Origin of the sequence: Pseudomonas sp. KD5, from assembly GCF_012932895.1 — a bacterium.
In the GTDB taxonomy this organism is placed as follows: domain Bacteria; phylum Pseudomonadota; class Gammaproteobacteria; order Pseudomonadales; family Pseudomonadaceae; genus Aquipseudomonas.
This window is the reverse complement of the sequence record NZ_JDWJ01000002.1, coordinates 433,772-451,562: the sequence shown is the minus strand read 5'-3', so window position 1 is coordinate 451,562 and position 17,791 is coordinate 433,772. Positions and strand designations below refer to the sequence as shown.

The window sequence follows — 17,791 nt, the reverse complement described above, 5'->3', positions numbered from 1 at the left end:
TGGCGGACGCATCGAGAGTGCGTCATGACGTTCGTAGCGTGTTCGGTCATCACCCATGAAAGGATCACGAGATTCCGATTTCGCGTACCAGGCGGTGTACCGCTACCTGAACAATCTGATCAATGAGCCGGGCAGCGACGTGCGAGTGCGCCTGCCCTCATTGCGGCAGTTGGCGGATCGTTTGAGTGTGTCGATTTCGACCATTCAATACGCCTATTCGCTGCTGGAGAAGGAAGGACGCATCTATTCGGTTGCCAAGTCAGGTTATTACGCACTGCCGGTGCCCTCTATCGGCCTGCCCGGCAGCGGCAAAGACCTGCTCGAAACGGTCTATGTCAACGCCAGGCGCCCCGGCATGCTGGTGTTGAGCGCCGATGAACCGGCGTTGTTACAACCCCTGGACAGCCCGTTGTTGTTGCTGGAGAGAGAATTGCTGCGCCAGTATCCGCGCCAGCCGCAACCGTCTTCACAACCCTGCGGCGAGTTGGAACTGCGCACGGCCCTTGCCGCACGCTACACCACTTCACCGACGCGCTGCTGGCATGCCGATGATGTCTATATCGGCGCAGATATGCGCGGCGTACTTGAAATATTGATCGCCGTTCTTGAGCTCAAAGATTCGGTGGTGGTGGTCGAGTCGCCGTGCGATTGGGTGATTCTGCGCTTGTTCCAGGACGCAGACGTGCAGGTTGTCGAGCTGCCGCTGCAAGCCTGTGGTGGCCTGGATCTCGAACAGCTGAGAGAACTGCTCGAGACCGGGCGGGTGCGACTGATGATGCTTTCATCTGGACTGAACATGCCGCGCGGGAGCGTGGCGCCTGACGACAACCGGCAGTCCACTGCGCAACTGCTGGAACGGCATGGCTGTTGGGTGTTGGAAAACGATTGTTACGGCGAGCTCGAATTCGAACCGAGCGGCTTGCGGTTTCGCGACCTGGTGGACCCTGATCGGCTGATCGTGTTTTCCACTTTCGAGAAAATCATTGGCTCGGAGGCACCCTTTGGTTACCTGCTCTCGCGACAACTGCGTGCCGAACTGCAACGGCACTTTCTGCTGCGGGCATTCCGTTTGTCGCTGATTCGTCAGAAAGCCATCGCACGGCTGTACAGCAACGGACGTATCGATCAACACCTGCTGGTGTTGCGTCGACTGCTCAAGGAGCGCATGGTGCTGATGACCCAACTGCTCCAGGAGCGTCTGCCGGAATCGCTGCATTTCGTCGAGCCCCAGGGCGGGGCGACGGTGTGGATTCGCTCGTTGCGCCGGGTCAATGTACATCGAGTGTTCCAGAGACTGCTCAAGCAGCAAGTGGTCATCGCACCGGGGGAGTTGTTCAGTCTGCAGGGCCTGCACGCGCAACACTTGCGCCTGAGTCATACGTTCGGTGGCGACCACGAGCTCGTCGCTGCACTGGGGTTGCTTGGAGATGCCTTGCGTCTGGAGTCGATCGATTGAGCCGAGGCGCCAGAGCTCCTCGGAACCTGACATTCGATAACGTCGCGCGACAGCCAAACTGTCAGTAAACTGCGTTCCTATCCCGAACTACTCTCTCTCAGAGGTTTTGCATGACACTCAGTCCTTTTGCGGGCAAACCGGCACCGGCAGAACTGTTGGTCGACATCCCGCGACTGGTAACGGCCTATTACACCGGCCAGCCCGATGCAGCCATTTCTACCCAGCGCGTCGCCTTCGGCACGTCCGGACACCGAGGTAGCTCGTTCGACTTGAGTTTCAACGAATGGCACGTCCTGGCCATCAGCCAGGCGATCTGCCTGTACCGCGAAGCCCAGGGCATCGATGGCCCGCTGTTCGTCGGGATCGACACCCACGCGCTGTCCACGCCGGCCGGTGCCAGCGCCCTGGAAGTGCTGGCAGCGAACGGTGTGACGGTGATGATCGCCGAAGGCGACGAGTACACTCCGACGCCGGCCATTTCCCATGCGATTCTTTGCTACAACCGCGGGCGCACTTCAGGCCTGGCGGACGGCATCGTCATCACGCCGTCCCACAACCCGCCGCAAAGCGGTGGCTACAAGTACAACCCAACCAACGGCGGCCCGGCCGATACCCACATCACCAAGTGGATCGAAGCCAAGGCCAACGAGTTGCTGGCAGCCAAACTCGCCGGCGTCAAACGCATCAGCTACGAGCAGGCCCTGAAGGCCAGCACTACCCATCGTCATGATTACCTCAACACCTATGTCGCTGACCTGATCAACGTGATCGACTTCGACGCCATCCGCGATGCGAAGCTGCGTCTGGGTGTCGATCCGCTGGGCGGAGCAGGGGTGCGCTACTGGTCGGCAATTGCCGAGCACTACCGCCTGGACCTGGAAGTGGTAAATAAACAGGTTGATGCAACGTTCCGTTTCATGACCGTTGACTGGGACGGGCAGATCCGCATGGACCCATCTTCCAGCCACGCGATGCAAGGCCTGATCGGCCTGAAAGAGCGTTTCGACGTGGCGTTTGCCTGCGACCCGGATCACGACCGCCATGGCATCGTGACCCCGTCCGGTGGTTTGCTGGCGCCGAACAACTACCTCGCGGTGTCGATCGACTACCTGTTCCAGAACCGTCCACAGTGGCGCGCCGATGCGGCCGTGGGTAAGACCGTGGTCAGCAGCGGCTTGATCGATCGCGTCGCCAAACGTCTGGGCCGTCGTCTGTACGAAGTGCCGGTCGGCTTCAAATGGTTTGCCGACGGTCTGTTTGACGGCTCCCTGGGTTTTGGCGGTGAAGAAAGTGCCGGTGCGTCGTTCCTGCGTAAGGACGGCGGTGTCTGGAGTACCGACAAAGACGGTTTGATTCCGGCGCTGCTGGCCGCTGAAATGACCGCTCGCACGGGCCGTGATCCAAGCCAGGCCTATCGCGCGTTGACCGATGAACTGGGTGAGCCGTTCTCGGTACGCGTTGACGCCAAGGCCAACCCTGAACAGAAAGCTCTGCTGAGCAAATTGTCGCCGGAGCAGGTCACCTCGACTCAACTGGCGGGCGAAGCGATCCAGAGCATCCTCAGCCATGCACCGGGCAACGACCAGGCCATCGGCGGCCTGAAAGTCATGACCGAGAACGGCTGGTTCGCGGCTCGGCCGTCGGGCACCGAGGACATCTACAAGATTTACGCAGAAAGCTTTGTCAGTGACGACCACCTGAAACAACTGGTGGCCGAGGCTCAGACACTGGTAGATGGCGCAATTTCTGCGAAGTGATTGAAAGTCCTGTGGTGAGGGAGCTTGCCTGTGGCGAGGGGGCTTGCCCCCGTTCGGCTGCGAAGCAGTCGTAAACCATTGCATGCGGTGTACCTGATGCACCGCGCTTGCTGGTTTTGGGGCTGCTTCGCAACCCAACGGGGGCAAGCCCCCTCGCCACGGTAAATCCCCTCACCAAAATGGCTACACATAAAAAAGGGGCGACCATTAACGGTCGCCCCTTTTTTTGTCGCGCATTTACCTTATCAAGCCAAATCCACCAACACGATTTCACTGTCCTCAATCGCAGTCACCCGCAACACTTGCTCATCGGCTATCGCAACCCCGTCTCGAGCTTGTGCGCGCAAGCCATTGACTTCAATCGCTCCTGTCGCTGGCACCAGATAAGCGCGACGGCCACTGTCCAGACGATATTCAGCCGTTTCCCCGGCTTTCAGGTTGGCCGCCACCAGACGTGCATCGGCGCGAATCCGCAGGCTTTGATCGTCGCCGGCCTTGCCACTGGCCAGGGTCACGAAGCCTTCGCGCTGGCCTTTGGGGAAGGGCTTGGCGCCCCACGACGGTGCCAGACCGGTTTCGTTGGGGATGATCCAGATCTGAAAGATCCGGGTCTCGGTCGCTTCCAGGTTGTACTCACTGTGGGCGATCCCGGTGCCGGCGCTCATGACCTGCACATCACCGGCTTCGGTACGGCCCTTGTTGCCCAGGTTGTCCTGGTGGGTAATCGCGCCTTCACGAACGTAGGTGATGATTTCCATGTCCCGGTGCGGGTGTTGCGGGAACCCGGTGCCGGGGGCAATCACATCATCGTTCCACACCCGCAGGTTGCCCCAGTTCATGCGTTTGGGGTCGTAGTACTCGGCGAACGAAAAGTGGTGATGGGCATCCAGCCAGCCATGGTGCGCGCCGCCCAGGGAGTTGAAAGGTCTGAGTTCAAGCATGATCGTCTCCTGAAAAAGGTTCGTCATGGGGCAGAACGTCTGAGCCACAAACGAGAACCGGTGGTTGATGGTCAGTATCATCCATCAGGTACCCATCGATAAAAAGCGTAAAAAATGCCTCAATACAATCGAATTATTTGATATCGAATAATCTCGAATTTTTCTCATCCAGCCTTCACTTCATCGCATAAGCCAATGACCTGTAAGCATTTCACTAGAACTCAACGGCAAATGCAGACACCATAGCCCTCGACAGCCTCACACACTGGAGTCCGCCTGCGTGCCGCAACACACACCCGATCTTCCGCCCGAACTTCGTCCCTTGGCCGAGATGCCTTTGCTCAAACGTCTGGCCGCCCGGTTCTTTGGCCACGGCCTGACCCGCTTGCGCGCGCAACACCGTGCGTCCTGGCTGCACGGGCAAGCCGACGGTTTTCGCAGCGGTCACAGCGCCGGTGTGGAATACGGGCATAAGGAAGGCAAGCTCGAGGGGCTGGAAGAAGGCCGGCAAGTGCTACTGATCCGTGACTCGCGCTCGACCGAGCATCGACCGCCCAACGTCGATGACAACCTGTTCGACGATTGGCGCCTGCCATTGAGCGCCGAGCTGAAGAAGCGCATGAAGGCCGACGTGGCGCGACTGTTGCCTGCGCATGCCCAGCCGAGCGCTGCTCAATGGAAAATGATTTTCAGTGACACACCGTCGACTTCGGTGATCGCCGGGGCGGGTGCGGGCAAGTCGACCACCCTGGTGCTGCGAATTCTGCTGCTCAGCCATTACCTGGGGTTTGAGCTGAGCTCGATGACCGTGGTGACCTTCACCCGCGAGTCGCGCAAGGACTTCATCAATAAGCTGATCGAACTGTTTGCCGTGTGGGGTCGGGCACTCAGCTTCAAAGAAGCGCGGGACCTGGTGCGCACTTTTCATTCGCGGATCCTGCCAATGGTACGCAGCCTGCCGGGTTTCGAACGGCTACAAGCCTTCGAAAACCTCAGCTTTCGCGCGCAGGGCGCCGATGAGGAGGTCGACAGCAACCCCTTCGACCTGCGAATCAACGATGCCCAGCGCCAGCAACTCAACGCCTGCTATCATAGCCTGCATACCCGCGATGAGCGTTTCCGCGAGTTGATCAAGCCGTTGTCTCGTCACGCCTTGCAGCTCAAGGAACTGGAACGTGATCACCCGGACGTGCAAAAGCGCATGGCGGTGACTGAACTGGCGGCCAAGCGCGATGAAGAGCTGTGCGACACCATCGAGGACCTGTGGTTTCGCGCCGGTGCCTGGCCGATCAAGGGCATCGAGCCGAATCGTCAGACCTTCGACATCAACGGTTCGACCTTCCATTGCCACGGTTATATTCCGGCGCTGGATGCCTGGGTGGTGCTGGGTTTCGATCCTCGGGAAAATCCGCAGGTCAGCCGCCCGAATGCCAAGCTGACCGTGCGTGCGGAATGGGCTGTAAAGCGCACCTTGTTTCAAGCTTTCTGTCGTAAGCCATTGATATGGATGGATAGTTACGAATCTTCAAAACGTGTTTTGGCGTCGCTTGCCGGTGACGCCAGCGCCGGGCCGGGCTTCGATTACAAGGTCAAGGGCGAGCTTGCTTCCGCGCCGTTGCTGGACTGTTTTGTCGCGGCAGCCGGGTTTATCGAAAACCTCGGCCTGGATGTGCCCAATGCCGTGGGCCAGATGAGTTTCGCCAAGGATGACCCGGACCGATTCTTCTTCGAGGCCTTGAGCCTGTTCTGGCGAGCGCTGGAAGATCATCTGCTGGATCAATCGCCACCTGTGATGACCTACAACCGGATGTTTGCCCTGTTCAGCGAGCATTCACCGGAGAATCTCAAGTTGCTCAGCGATGAACTGCTCAGGCCGATGTCGCACTTGATGATCGATGAGTTCCAGGACGTGTCGCCGCAGATCGTTTCCTGGATTCGCGCCAGCCTGGCCGAGATCCGCAGTCGTGGCCCGGCCATGCACGTAGGGCGCGGGGCGCAACGTTCGTCATTGCTGTGTGTGGGGGACGACTGGCAATCGATCTACGGCTGGCGTGGCAGTTCGCCGAGCTACTTCATGGAGTTCAACAAGGAGTTCCCGTCACCGAGCACGACCAAGGTGATGCTCAGCGACAATTACCGCAGCCATCAGCACATCATCGACGCGGCGGAACATATCGTCCGTGCGGCACCGGCAATCGCCGGCAAGAAAGCCAAGGCCAGCGGTGAACCCAAGGCCTTGCTGCCGGTGAATGTGCTTGATCGGGATGACCAGGGCATGGCCCAGCGTTTGATCGAACACTACAGAAAAGGCGATTCGATCTTGATGCTTTATCGAAAAAGCAGCGATAAGTCATTGATTGAAGAGCATATTCAGTCGGTAGTTAATGTGGATTCTAGCTTGCCGTACGACGCACGGCGGCTCAAGCAACTGACCTATCACAGCGCCAAGGGCCTGCAAGCTGATGCGGTATTCCTGCTGGGCGATTGCCAGCATCTGACCAGTTCGCCTTACAAGAACCAGGTCTATCGCATGGCCGGGCTCGGCAAGGCCGGCGACAGCGAACCCTACGACAGCGCGCAGAAAGACGAGATCCTGCGTCTGGCCTACGTGGGCATCACTCGCGCGGTGAGTCATTGCTACTGGTATGTCGATGGCCAGGATACCCAGGCGGCGAACATGCCCAAGGCCTCCGACCGGATCGGCAAGGGCAAGGCGTTTTTTGCCGATCACCGTCAGGGAAAAGTGCCTGCATGAAACCGGGAACTCTCAGGTAGCGGCGTTCAGGCGACGACGTTACCGACTGGCTACGAAAAGTTGCGGGGCGCGCAATCCCGGCCTATGGTCCAAGCGAGGCTTTGCTGGCGACTGGCGCGCGATGCTCGCCGCGGGTCGCTGTCCATCCAGTGCGGATTCCGCTGCGAGGTGACGACATGCCGAACAACTCCCGTCCCGCCGTGCTCGAACTGATCGGCAATACGCCGCTGGTGCGTGTCAGCCGCTTCGATACCGGCCCATGCACGCTGTTTCTCAAACTCGAATCGCAGAACCCCGGTGGATCGATCAAGGATCGCATCGGCCTGGCGATGATCGACGCCGCCGAGCGCGATGGTCGCCTGCGCCCCGGCGGCACCATCGTCGAGGCCACGGCCGGCAACACCGGTCTGGGGCTGGCACTGGTTGGCCGCGCCAAGGGTTACCGGGTGGTGCTGGTGGTGCCGGACAAAATGTCCACCGAGAAGGTCCTGCACCTCAAGGCGATGGGCGCCGAAGTGCACATCACCCGCTCCGACGTCGGCAAGGGCCATCCCGATTATTACCAGGATGTCGCGGCGCGATTGACCAAGGATATTCCCGACGCGTTCTTCGCCGATCAATTCAACAACCCGGCCAACCCGCTGGCCCACGAGTGCAGCACCGCGCCGGAGATCTGGGCGCAGACTCAGCATGATGTGGATGCCATTGTCGTCGGCGTCGGTTCGGCCGGCACGCTGACCGGGCTGACTCGTTTCTTTCAGCGCGTACAACCGAATCTGGAAATGGTGCTGGCCGACCCGGTCGGCTCGGTGATGGCCGAGTACAGCCGCAGCGGGATCCTCGGTACGCCGGGCTCTTGGGCGGTGGAGGGTATCGGCGAAGACTTCATTCCATCGATTGCCGACCTTTCCAGCGTGCGCAAGGCCTATTCGATCAGCGACGAGGAAAGCTTCGATCATGCCCGCCAACTGCTGCGCGCCGAAGGCATTCTCGGCGGCTCTTCGACTGGCACCTTGCTGGCGGCGGCATTGCGCTATTGCCGCGAGCAAACCGAGCCGAAGCGGGTGGTCAGTTTCGTTTGCGACACCGGCACCCGTTATCTGTCGAAGATCTATAACGACCAGTGGATGAACGATCAGGGCCTGCTGGCGCGCAAACGCTACGGCGATTTGCGTGACCTGATCGCCCGGCGTTTCGAGGATGGCCGGGTGGTCAGCGTGGGGCCGGACGATACCTTGCTCACCGCCTTCCAGCGCATGCGCCTGGCGGATGTGTCGCAACTGCCGGTGCTGGTGGATGGGCAGCGGCTGGTCGGGGTCATCGACGAGTCCGATATTCTGTTTGGCGTGCATGAAGACGCTACGCATTTTCGCATGACTGTGACCAGCGCGATGACCGACAAGCTCGAAACCCTGCCTCCCGGCGCCAGTCTTGCTGAGCTGGAGGCGGTGCTCGACCGTGGGCTGGTGGCGATCATCGCCGACACCTCGGGCTTCCATGGCCTGATTACCCGCGTCGACATGCTCAATCACTTGCGGAGGTCCCTGGCATGAGTCAGCACGATGAAAGCACCGCGCCACGGGGCTTTGCCACCCGTGTGATCCATGCCGGACAAACACCGGACCCGACCACCGGGGCGCTGATGCCGCCGATTTACGCCAACTCCACCTATGCGCAGCAGAGTCCCGGTGTGCACAAGGGCTTCGATTACGGGCGTTCGCACAACCCGACGCGCTTTGCGCTGGAGCGTTGCGTGGCGGACCTTGAGGGCGGCACCCAGGCGTTCGCCTTTGCTTCCGGACTGGCGGCGATCGGCACCGTACTCGAACTACTCGACGCAGGCGCGCACATCGTCTCCGGCAATGATCTGTATGGTGGGACTTTCCGCCTGTTCGAGCGGGTACGCCGGCGCAGCGCCGGGCATCGCTTCAGCTTCGTCGATATGACTGATCTGGCGACCTTCGAAGCCGCGCTGCAGGACGACACGCGGATGGTTTGGGTCGAGACGCCGAGCAATCCTTTGTTAAGCCTGACCGACCTCGCCGCCGTCGCGCGGATCTGTCGCGAGCGAGGCATCATCTGCGTGGCGGACAACACCTTCGCCAGTCCGTGGATCCAGCGTCCTCTGGAATTGGGCTTCGATATCGTGCTGCACTCGACGACCAAGTACCTCAATGGTCATTCCGACGTGATCGGCGGCATTGCAGTGGTCGGGCAGAATGCGGAACTGGCCGAGCGCCTGGGCTTTCTGCAGAACGCAGTGGGGGCGATCGCCGGGCCGTTCGACGCGTTCCTCACCTTGCGCGGGGTGAAGACCCTGGCGCTGCGCATGGAACGTCATTGCAGCAACGCGCTGGAGTTGGCGCAATGGCTGGAGCGTCAGCCGCAAGTGGCACGCGTGTATTATCCGGGCCTGCCATCGCACCCGCAGCACGAATTGGCGCGGCGGCAGATGCGCGGGTTCGGCGGGATGATTTCCGTCGAGCTGAACAGCGACCTGACGGGCGCCAGACGTTTTCTCGAGAGTGTGCGGATCTTTGCCTTGGCCGAGAGCCTGGGCGGGGTGGAAAGCCTGATCGAGCACCCGGCGATCATGACTCACGCCACCATTCCCGCAGAAACACGCGCACAGCTAGGTATCAGCGATGCGCTGGTGCGTTTGTCTGTGGGGGTGGAGGATGTCGAAGACCTGCGCGCCGATCTGGCCCAGGCGCTGATGCAAGTTGCGGCGACGCATTCCTTGTAGCAGCTGCCGAGCAGCGCGAGGCTGCGTTCGGCGGCGAAGCCGTCGTAAAATCATAACTCGCGGTGTATCAGGCAGACGGTGTCAACAGGATTCACGACGGCTTCGCCGCCGAACGCAGCCTCGCAGGCTCGACAGCTGCTACAAGCCGATCGGGCTCGACAGCTGCTACAAAAAGCCCGCTAAATCGACAAGCGGGCTTTTTGTCGGGTGTTGGCTGTCAGGCATAACTCCTGAGAGTCTGCGGAGGAATGAACGCTTCCAGCTCATCCTCGACCGCTTCGATAATCCGCTCTACATCGGCGGCATTCATGACCGTTGCACAAGGAATGCCGGCAATGGCGATCATGGTTTCGCCGCTGGCTCGGTCGAATAGACGAGCAACCATGCTGCCCGGTGCATCCATGGTCGCTTCGAAACCCATGGGATGAAAATGCCAGCGCATCAGCTGGCAGGCATTTGGAAAAGTGACCTTGCTGAATGAACCTTGATTCATGTGTTGCCCACCTTCTTCATCGAGCGCTTCCTTTAGCTCATGTTAGGAGGGAAGAGCCTTCAATGGCTCAACCGGTGACTGTCTTTAAAAGTAGCACCCGGATGTGAAAATCATGTGGAATTTTTCAGACCGTTCAGCGATTGGTTCAGTTTTTTTTGATGCAGGTCATGAGATATCGGCATCTCGGCCAAGGGCCAGCATTGCCGGGCATCCCATTGGTCATTGAAGCCCGGACCGAACTTCGGCAAGCTCGGTTTTTTCTCGTCGAGTCCTCTATGCACGCCGATGATGATGGTCCGTCGCAAACCCAGGCCACGGGCGACACGGTCATGCGTTACCACCTGCGCTGGAAGCACCGGGATCTGGATGGTGTGATGGCGCTTTATCACCCGGACATTCAGTACAACGACTTTTTCCAGAACCGAGTGATGGGGCTGGACGCGTTGCGCGACTACGTGCGTGACAGCATGCCCCGGGATCCGGATGAGGCGCTGGAGCACTCGGACCGTATTCGACTGGATGGCGACACGGCGTTCATTCAATACCGCATCACCCTTCGCGGCGGTGAAGGGCTGGTGTCGTTTCGGACCAGCGAGGCGATCACCGTGCGTGACGGGCTGATCTGGCGGGTCAATGAATACGCCACCCTCGTACACGAACAAGCGTCCGGCAAAGCCCCCCGCAACCTGCGCCCGGCGGTCAGTCGGCTCGGACTGTCACCGCGGCAGCTAAGTTTCATGGCCGACGACCTGCAGCAGTATTTTCAGCGTCAGCAACCATATCTGGATCCCGAGCTCGATCTGCAACGGGTGGCGAAGGAGTGCGGGTACAGCCGCAATCAGATTTCCTACTTGTTGAACCAGGTGCTCGGCCAAAGCTTCTACCGTTACGTCAATCAGGCGCGGTTGCAGCATTTGCTCGCGGCACTGGACAGCGCCACTCCACCACTGCGTATCGATGAGCTGGCCTTTGCCGCAGGCTTCAATTCGCTGTCGGCGTTTTACAGCTGTTTCCGCCAGCACACCGGTCTGTCGCCCAAGGCTTACGCCAAACAAATTTCTTTGCGTGCACGCGCGCAAGACAGCCCCTGAACCCACGCACTAGGATCGACGCCATCGAAGTATTGAGTGGCGGAGTCTGGCATGGCGGCGTGGCGCACGATCAGTTTGTGGATGGATCAACTCGACGAGCCGTTACTGGCGCGCCCGGCGCTGGAAAAGGACCTGGACGTCGACGTGGCCATCATCGGCGCCGGGTACACCGGGCTCTGGACCGCGTACTACCTCAAACGCCTGGCGCCGGGACTGAACATCGCCATTGTCGAAGCCCAAACCGCGGGTTTTGGTGCGTCGGGCCGTAACGGCGGCTGGTTGATGGGCAACCTGCTGGGCGAGGATCGCTTGCTCGCCGGTTTACCGGTCGAACAACGTCGCGCCTCTTACGATCTGCTGCACGGCATCCCCGATGAAGTAGAAATCGTCCTCGAACGAGAAGGCATCGACTGTGATTATCGCAAGGGCGGGGCGCTTTACTGTGCGGCCCGTTACCCGGAACAGGAAGCCAGCCTGCGCGATTATCTGGACGCGCTCTACCGCCAAGGGCTGACCGAGGCCGACTACCGCTGGCTCAACCCCGAGCAATTGGCGCAACAGATCAGAATCGCCAAACCTTATGGCGGTATCTATGCACCGCACGTGGCGACCATTCACCCGGCAAAGTTGGTGCGAGGTCTGGCACGGACGGTGGAGCGCATGGGGGTCAACATCTACGAGAACAGCCCGGTCACCCAATGGCAGTCGGGCAGTCTGCGTACAACCAACGCGCAGGTTCGCAGCCGTTGGATCGTGCCGGCGGTAGAAGGTTACGCGGTCACGTTGCCGCCGCTGGGCCGTTATCAATTGCCCGTGCAGAGTTTACTGGTGGCGACCGAACCGCTGTCCGCCGCGACCTGGGACGACATCGGCCTCAGCCATGGTCAGGCGTTCAGCGAAAGCAGCCGCCAGGTCACCTACGGCCAGCGCACGGCCGACAACCGTCTGGTGTTCGGCGCCCGTGGCGGCTATCAGTTTGCTGGCAAGTTGCGCCATGACTTCGAGCTGAGCGCCAGCGAAGTGCAGTTGCGACGCTACCTGTTCGGTGAACTCTTCCCGCAGCTCAAGAACGTGCGAATCACCCACGCCTGGGGCGGAAACCTGGGGATGTCCCGGCGCTTCAAGCCGCACATGCTCTGCGATCAGGCCAGCGGCATCGCCTTGTCGGGCGGTTATGGCGGGGAGGGCGTCGGTGCCAGCAACCTCGGCGGGCGGACGCTGGCCGATCTGATTCTTCAGCGCGATACCGAGTTGGTGCGCCAGCCGTGGGTGATTGCTCAGGGCGGTCTCGACGCGCTCAAGGCGTGGGAGCCGGAGCCCTGCCGCTGGCTGGGCTACAACGCAATCATCCGCAGCTTCGTTCACGAAGACCAGACCCTGGCCAACCCGTCCACCGCGCCCTGGCGTCGCAAACTGGCCGGCCGGGTTGCCGGGTTCATGGAAGGTTTCATGCACTGAATGGCGTTTTCTCAATCGACAGGTACTCCCCCATGCCAATCACTCACTTCAAGAACACCGCAACCCTGAAGCTGGAAGAGTCAACGCCCGTCGCCGTGCCGCTGGGGATGCCCGTGGCGGTGGCCTCGACCACCAGCGTCGAACGCGACGACGGTGTCGAAACCGGCGTCTGGGAATGCACTCCCGGCCGCTGGCGCCGGCAGATCGTTGCCCAGGAATTCTGTCACTTCATCCAGGGTCGCTGCACCTTCACTCCGGATGACGGTGAAACCCTCTACATAGAAGCCGGCGATGCACTGATGTTGCCAGCCAACAGCCTCGGGATCTGGGACATCCAGGAAACCGTGCGCAAGACCTACGTTTTGATTTTTTGATCTCTGATTGCCTGCCAGTTCTCCAATAAAAAGAAAACAACCCATACAGGAATCGACCCATGATCCGAAAGACACTGACGCTTGCTCCACTTGCGCTCGTCGCGACCCTCAGTCAGGCCGCCGAGACCGTGAAAATCTATAACTGGTCGGACTACATCGCCCCGGACACCACAAAAAACTTCCAGAAAGAAACCGGTATCGCCTTCAGTTACGACGTCTTCGACAGCAACGAAACCCTTGATGGCAAATTGATGACCGGCACATCCGGGTATGACGTGGTATTCCCGTCCAACCACTTCATGGCCCGACAGATTGAGGGCGGGGCCCTGAAGAAACTCGACAAGAGTCAGCTGCCGAACTGGAAAAACCTCAACCCGGTGTTGCTCAAAACGTTACAAGCCAACGACCCGGGCAACGAGCATGGCTTCCCGTATTTATGGGGCAGCACCGGCATCGGCTACAACGTGGCCAAGGTCAAGGCTGTGCTGGGCGACAACGCGCCAGTGGATTCCTGGGACCTGATCTTCAAGCCCGAGAACATGGCAAAACTGCAAAAGTGCGGCGTGGCGATCCTCGACAACGGGCCCGAACTGTTGCCGGCGGCGTTGAATTACCTGGGGCTGCCGCATCACAGCAAGAACCCCGAAGACTATAAAAAGGCCGAGGCGCTGCTGATGAAAGTCCGGCCCTATGTCAGTTATTTCCACTCGTCCAAATACACCAGCGACCTGGCCAACGGCGATATCTGCGTGGCCGTCGGCTTCTCCGGGGACATTCTCCAGGCGGAAAACCGCGCCAAGGAGGCCGGGAATGGTGTGGACATCGGCTATTCGATTCCCAAGGAAGGCGCGGCCATCTGGTTCGACATGGTCGCTATGCCCGCCGACGCCCCGGACGAGAAAGCCGGTTACGCGTTCATGAACTACCTGCTGCGTCCCGACGTCATGGCCGGCATCAGCAACTACGTGCACTACGCCAACGGCAACGAACAGGCCGACCACCTGATCGATCCGGCGATCAAGAACGACACCAAGGTGTATCCGAGCCCGGAAATGATGGGCAAATTGTTTGCCCTTGAGGCGATGCCGTTGAACATTGACCGGGTGCGGACGCGGGTGTGGAACAAGATCAGGACCGGTAGCTGATTGGTCTGCCTGCAACACCTCTCGAGTAGCGATGGCAAAAGGCGCGTGCGGTATTACCCGACGCGCCAGTCTGTCATTTGCTGGCGTCCAGCACGACGCGATAGCGCGCTTTGCCACTGCGCAGGTGATCGATGGCGTCGTTGATCCGGCTCATGGGAAAGTGCTCGACTTGCGGCAAGATCTGATGGCGGGCGCAGAACTCCAGCATGGTTGCTGTGTTACTGGGCGAGCCAACCGGCGAGGCGGACACGCTCTTTTGTTGGGGCAGCAGGTTGAATACGTGCACTGGAATAGCGCCAGGCACGACGCCGACAAAGTGCAGGCGACCCTTGCCGCGTAGCGTGCCGAGCATGGCCGGCCAGTCGAGGTCGGCGTTGGCGGTGACCAGGAGAAAATCCAGGGTGCCGGCAATGGATTTCAGCGCGTTACTGTCGGTAGAGGCGAGCACGTTGTGTGCCCCCAGGCGCCTGGCTTCGTCCTGCTTGTTCAGCGACGAGGTAAAGGCCGTGACTTCGCAACCCCATGCGTTGAGGAAGCGTAGTGCCAGATGACCGAGGCCGCCGATTCCCACGACACCGACCCGGTCGGTGGGCTTGACGTCGAATTCCACGAGCGGGTTGAACACCGTCGAGCCCGCGCAGAACAGCGGTCCGGCCATGGCCGGGTCAAGTCCGTCCGGTATCGCAAGCGCCCAGGCCCAGTGCGAACGCAGGCGATCGGCGAAGCCGCCGTTGCTGCCGACGATGGTGGGTTGGACTGTGCTGCATAGCTGGTGGGAGCCTTCGATACACGAGGAGCAATGCATGCAACTGCCCTTGTACCAACCGATGCCCACCCGTTGTCCCACTTCGAGACCGCGTACCTGTGCGCCCACTCGCACGATACTGCCGACCACTTCGTGGCCAGGGATAAACGGGTAGTGGCTCAGGCCCCATTCGTTATCGATCATCGACTGGTCGGAGTGGCAGACGCCGCAATACTCCACGGCGACTTCCACCTCCTCGGCGCCCAATGGACCGGGGTCGTAGCTATAGCGCTCCAGTGGAGCGCCTGCCGACGTTGCAGCCCAGCCGGTAAAAGTAGTGAGTTCGGTACTGTTGCTCATGGGATACCTCCAGATCAGGAGACAGGGACTTTGGCCGTTCGGATGCGGTGGCCTGGCAAGCCAGAGCGTAATCAGTCTAGCAGGCCGCAATCACGAGCATGGTCTGAGGGCGGTGCCGGGACTAACGGGTCGTCGGAGCTCTGTCGTCGTCCACTGCGGCAACTAACTGGACGTTTAATTTAGTTGATATCAATACACTGGCACTGATACTAGGAAGTCCAAAAAAAGAGAACCAATCAACAAAAAACAACTTACCAATATTTAATATTTAAATATGAAATTGTCGGACAATCCGGCTGAAACCCTGTACTAAAAACAATCTTTCGACAGCGCAAGCAATGTTTGCTGGAGTTCTGCGAAACAGTTCAATTTGACGTCAAAAAAAATGTAGACGTTTGATTTCGAATTGTGTCAGTTTTCATACGCCTTCATTGGGCGAGTGATAGGACGATCTCGCCAGAGATTGTCGTATCGGACAAAAACTGTTCCATTGCTAAACAAGGAAGTGTGTTTATGTCGAAAGTAAAAGACAACGCTATTGATCTTGCCGAACAGGCCTTTGCACCATTGGCTGCCGCCAGTTCTGCCTACAACCAGATCGATAGTTTCAGCCATCAGTATGATCGGGGTGGCAATCTCACGGTCAATGGCAAACCCTCCTTCTCCGTCGACCAGGCTGCTACCCAGCTGCTGCGTGACGGCGCTGCCTACCAGGACAAGGACGGCAGTGGCAAAATCGAACTTACCTACACGTTCCTGACCTCGGCCTCGTCGAGCACCATGAACAAGCATGGCATTACCGGGTTCAGCCAGTTCAATACGCAACAGAAAGCCCAGGCCGTGCTCGCCATGCAATCCTGGGCCGACGTGGCCAACGTCACCTTCACCGAGAAGTCCTCCGGCGGTGATGGTCACATGACCTTCGGCAACTACAGCGGTGGTCAGGATGGCGCAGCGGCATTTGCTTATCTGCCTGGCACGGGCGCCGGTTATGACGGTACGTCGTGGTACCTGACCAACAGCAGCTACACGCCGAACAAGACGCCGGACCTGAACAACTATGGCCGTCAGACCCTGACCCACGAAATCGGTCATACCCTGGGCCTGGCCCACCCTGGCGATTACAACGCCGGTGAAGGTGCGCCGACTTACAATGACGCGACTTACGGGCAAGACACCCGCGGTTACAGCGTCATGAGTTACTGGAGTGAAAGCAATACCGATCAAAACTTCAGCAAGGGCGGTGTGGAAGCTTATTCTTCCGGCCCGCTGATGGACGATATCGCGGCCATCCAGAAACTCTACGGTGCCAACACCACCACCCGTACCGGTGACACCACCTACGGTTTCAACTCCAACGCCGGTCGCGACTTCTTGAGCGCGTCTTCGTCGTCGGACAAAGTCGTGTTCTCGGTGTGGGATGCGGGTGGCAAGGACACCCTGGATTTCTCCGGCTTTACCCAGAACCAGAAGATCAACCTCAATGAAGCCTCGTTCTCCGACGTTGGTGGCCTGGTGGGCAACGTGTCCATCGCCAAAGGCGTCACGATCGAGAACGCGATTGGCGGCTCGGGTAGCGACCTGTTGATCGGTAACAGTGTGTCCAACGAACTGAAGGGCGGTGCCGGCAACGACATCCTCTTCGGCGCGGGCGGTGCAGACAAACTGTGGGGCGGCTCGGGTTCGGACACCTTCGTGTTCGCGGCCAGCAGCGACTCCAAGCCAGGCGCGGTCGACCAGATCCTCGATTTTGTCAGCGGCCTGGACAAGATCGATCTGACCGGCATCACCAAAGGCGCCGGCCTGCATTTCGTGAACTCGTTCACCGGTGCGGCAGGCGATGCAGTGTTGACCACTTCGGGCGGCAACAGCCTGTTGTCGGTGGACTTCTCCGGGCACGGCGTGGCTGATTTCCTGGTCAGCACCGTTGGCCAGGCGGCGTTCTCGGACATCGTGGCCTGATTCAAGGCATAAGAGGGCGGCGCTTTACGCGTCGCTCTCTGCCCCGATCCAGAGTAAAACGCCCTATGACCCAGAACGCTTTTACCTGCAAAACAACCGCGTGGCTGTTAGCGACGCTGATGATGTTTCTTGGAGAAGTAGCCATGGCAAGCAGTCTGAAATTAGCCGACCCGTCGGAGCTCGCCGGCAAATGGCAAGCCATTTTGAATACCGCGCAAGACTCGCCCGAGTCCCAGGCGCTGCAGGACAAACCGTCGAATGTCTGCACGATAGAGCTTAAATCGGACCAGACCCTGGGTGAGGGAGCCGACTGCCTTGGTGCCTGGCTGAACCAGTCGGCGATCGGCTGGTTTCCGGAGCCGGACGGCATTGCCGTGACTGGTAAGGAAGGCTCAAGAATTGTGTTTTTCAGTCGGCAGCGGGAAGGACTTTACAAAAGTAACTTGAAGTCGGGGCTGATTATTACGCTCACGCGCGCAGCGCAATAAGCGAAAAGCGCCGGACCGGC

At 59.6% G+C, this 17,791-nt stretch carries 14 protein-coding genes; 11 read left to right on the top strand and 3 right to left on the bottom strand.

The window, feature by feature from the left end; translation table 11 throughout:
- The first annotated feature begins 55 nt into the window (after positions 1-55).
- Both AF70_RS05715 and pgm read left to right on the top strand, forming a co-directional pair.
- The gene (locus AF70_RS05715; RefSeq protein WP_028940545.1) at positions 56-1,456 is read left to right on the top strand and encodes a PLP-dependent aminotransferase family protein; all 1,401 of its coding nucleotides are present in this window, start codon (positions 56-58) and stop codon (positions 1,454-1,456) included.
- A gap of 110 nt (positions 1,457-1,566) precedes the next feature.
- Entirely contained in the window at positions 1,567-3,213 is a 1,647-nt protein-coding gene (gene pgm / locus AF70_RS05710; protein WP_019579023.1) for a phosphoglucomutase (alpha-D-glucose-1,6-bisphosphate-dependent), read from the top strand.
- A gap of 245 nt (positions 3,214-3,458) precedes the next feature.
- Here pgm and AF70_RS05705 read toward each other — a convergent pair whose 3' ends face one another.
- Positions 3,459-4,154, bottom strand: coding sequence for a pirin family protein (locus tag AF70_RS05705; protein WP_019579022.1), 696 nt, complete (start codon positions 4,152-4,154; stop codon positions 3,459-3,461).
- 280 nt (positions 4,155-4,434) lie between these two features.
- Between AF70_RS05705 and AF70_RS05700 the strand changes: the two genes are divergently transcribed.
- From AF70_RS05700 to AF70_RS05690, 3 genes are all read left to right on the top strand, one after another.
- On the top strand, positions 4,435-6,909 hold the full coding sequence (locus tag AF70_RS05700) for a UvrD-helicase domain-containing protein (protein ID WP_028940546.1): 2,475 nt from the start codon (positions 4,435-4,437) through the stop codon (positions 6,907-6,909).
- Positions 6,910-7,085: 176 nt separating this feature from the next.
- Positions 7,086-8,462, top strand: coding sequence for a pyridoxal-phosphate dependent enzyme (locus AF70_RS05695; protein ID WP_019579020.1), 1,377 nt, complete (start codon positions 7,086-7,088; stop codon positions 8,460-8,462).
- Positions 8,459-9,655: a cystathionine gamma-synthase gene (locus tag AF70_RS05690; protein ID WP_028940547.1), complete on the top strand. Its 1,197-nt coding sequence runs from the start codon at positions 8,459-8,461 to the stop codon at positions 9,653-9,655. Before AF70_RS05695 ends, AF70_RS05690 begins: the two co-directional genes overlap by 4 nt.
- A gap of 217 nt (positions 9,656-9,872) precedes the next feature.
- Here AF70_RS05690 and AF70_RS05685 read toward each other — a convergent pair whose 3' ends face one another.
- Complete coding sequence (locus tag AF70_RS05685) at positions 9,873-10,148, bottom strand: DUF1652 domain-containing protein (RefSeq protein ID WP_018926009.1); 276 nt, start codon at positions 10,146-10,148, stop codon at positions 9,873-9,875.
- A gap of 275 nt (positions 10,149-10,423) precedes the next feature.
- On the opposite strand from AF70_RS05685, the gene AF70_RS05680 reads away from it, so the two are divergent.
- Genes AF70_RS05680 through AF70_RS05665 form a run of 4 tightly spaced genes read left to right on the top strand, consistent with a single transcriptional unit; the run spans position 10,424 to position 14,216 of the window.
- Positions 10,424-11,239 carry an AraC family transcriptional regulator gene (locus AF70_RS05680; RefSeq protein ID WP_019579018.1) on the top strand — a complete coding sequence of 272 codons (816 nt, stop codon included), beginning with the start codon at positions 10,424-10,426 and terminating at the stop codon, positions 11,237-11,239.
- Between the two features lie 51 nt (positions 11,240-11,290).
- Positions 11,291-12,697, top strand: coding sequence for an FAD-binding oxidoreductase (locus AF70_RS05675; RefSeq protein ID WP_019579017.1), 1,407 nt, complete (start codon positions 11,291-11,293; stop codon positions 12,695-12,697).
- 32 nt (positions 12,698-12,729) lie between these two features.
- Positions 12,730-13,071 carry a cupin domain-containing protein gene (locus tag AF70_RS05670; protein WP_019579016.1) on the top strand — a complete coding sequence of 114 codons (342 nt, stop codon included), beginning with the start codon at positions 12,730-12,732 and terminating at the stop codon, positions 13,069-13,071.
- A gap of 59 nt (positions 13,072-13,130) precedes the next feature.
- Positions 13,131-14,216, top strand: coding sequence for a polyamine ABC transporter substrate-binding protein (locus AF70_RS05665; protein ID WP_019579015.1), 1,086 nt, complete (start codon positions 13,131-13,133; stop codon positions 14,214-14,216).
- Between the two features lie 73 nt (positions 14,217-14,289).
- Here AF70_RS05665 and AF70_RS05660 read toward each other — a convergent pair whose 3' ends face one another.
- Positions 14,290-15,321 carry an NAD(P)-dependent alcohol dehydrogenase gene (locus AF70_RS05660; RefSeq protein ID WP_028940548.1) on the bottom strand — a complete coding sequence of 344 codons (1,032 nt, stop codon included), beginning with the start codon at positions 15,319-15,321 and terminating at the stop codon, positions 14,290-14,292.
- Positions 15,322-15,834: 513 nt separating this feature from the next.
- Between AF70_RS05660 and AF70_RS05655 the strand changes: the two genes are divergently transcribed.
- The gene (locus tag AF70_RS05655; RefSeq protein WP_018926004.1) at positions 15,835-17,283 is read left to right on the top strand and encodes a serralysin family metalloprotease; all 1,449 of its coding nucleotides are present in this window, start codon (positions 15,835-15,837) and stop codon (positions 17,281-17,283) included.
- A gap of 65 nt (positions 17,284-17,348) precedes the next feature.
- Positions 17,349-17,771, top strand: coding sequence for an AprI/Inh family metalloprotease inhibitor (locus AF70_RS05650; RefSeq protein ID WP_019579013.1), 423 nt, complete (start codon positions 17,349-17,351; stop codon positions 17,769-17,771).
- The last annotated feature ends 20 nt before the right edge of the window (positions 17,772-17,791 follow it).

Bases quoted from the DNA above. Each gene is read 5' to 3' on its own strand.
- AF70_RS05715 (WP_028940545.1), top strand. From the start codon at position 56: ATGAAAGGATCACGAGATTCCGATTTCGCGTACCAGGCGGTGTACCGC.
- pgm (WP_019579023.1), top strand. From the start codon at position 1,567: ATGACACTCAGTCCTTTTGCGGGCAAACCGGCACCGGCAGAACTGTTG.
- AF70_RS05705 (WP_019579022.1), bottom strand. From the start codon at position 4,154: ATGCTTGAACTCAGACCTTTCAACTCCCTGGGCGGCGCGCACCATGGC.
- AF70_RS05695 (WP_019579020.1), top strand. From the start codon at position 7,086: ATGCCGAACAACTCCCGTCCCGCCGTGCTCGAACTGATCGGCAATACG.
- AF70_RS05690 (WP_028940547.1), top strand. From the start codon at position 8,459: ATGAGTCAGCACGATGAAAGCACCGCGCCACGGGGCTTTGCCACCCGT.
- AF70_RS05685 (WP_018926009.1), bottom strand. From the start codon at position 10,148: ATGAATCAAGGTTCATTCAGCAAGGTCACTTTTCCAAATGCCTGCCAG.
- AF70_RS05680 (WP_019579018.1), top strand. From the start codon at position 10,424: ATGCACGCCGATGATGATGGTCCGTCGCAAACCCAGGCCACGGGCGAC.
- AF70_RS05675 (WP_019579017.1), top strand. From the start codon at position 11,291: ATGGCGGCGTGGCGCACGATCAGTTTGTGGATGGATCAACTCGACGAG.
- AF70_RS05670 (WP_019579016.1), top strand. From the start codon at position 12,730: ATGCCAATCACTCACTTCAAGAACACCGCAACCCTGAAGCTGGAAGAG.
- AF70_RS05665 (WP_019579015.1), top strand. From the start codon at position 13,131: ATGATCCGAAAGACACTGACGCTTGCTCCACTTGCGCTCGTCGCGACC.
- AF70_RS05660 (WP_028940548.1), bottom strand. From the start codon at position 15,321: ATGAGCAACAGTACCGAACTCACTACTTTTACCGGCTGGGCTGCAACG.
- AF70_RS05655 (WP_018926004.1), top strand. From the start codon at position 15,835: ATGTCGAAAGTAAAAGACAACGCTATTGATCTTGCCGAACAGGCCTTT.
- AF70_RS05650 (WP_019579013.1), top strand. From the start codon at position 17,349: ATGACCCAGAACGCTTTTACCTGCAAAACAACCGCGTGGCTGTTAGCG.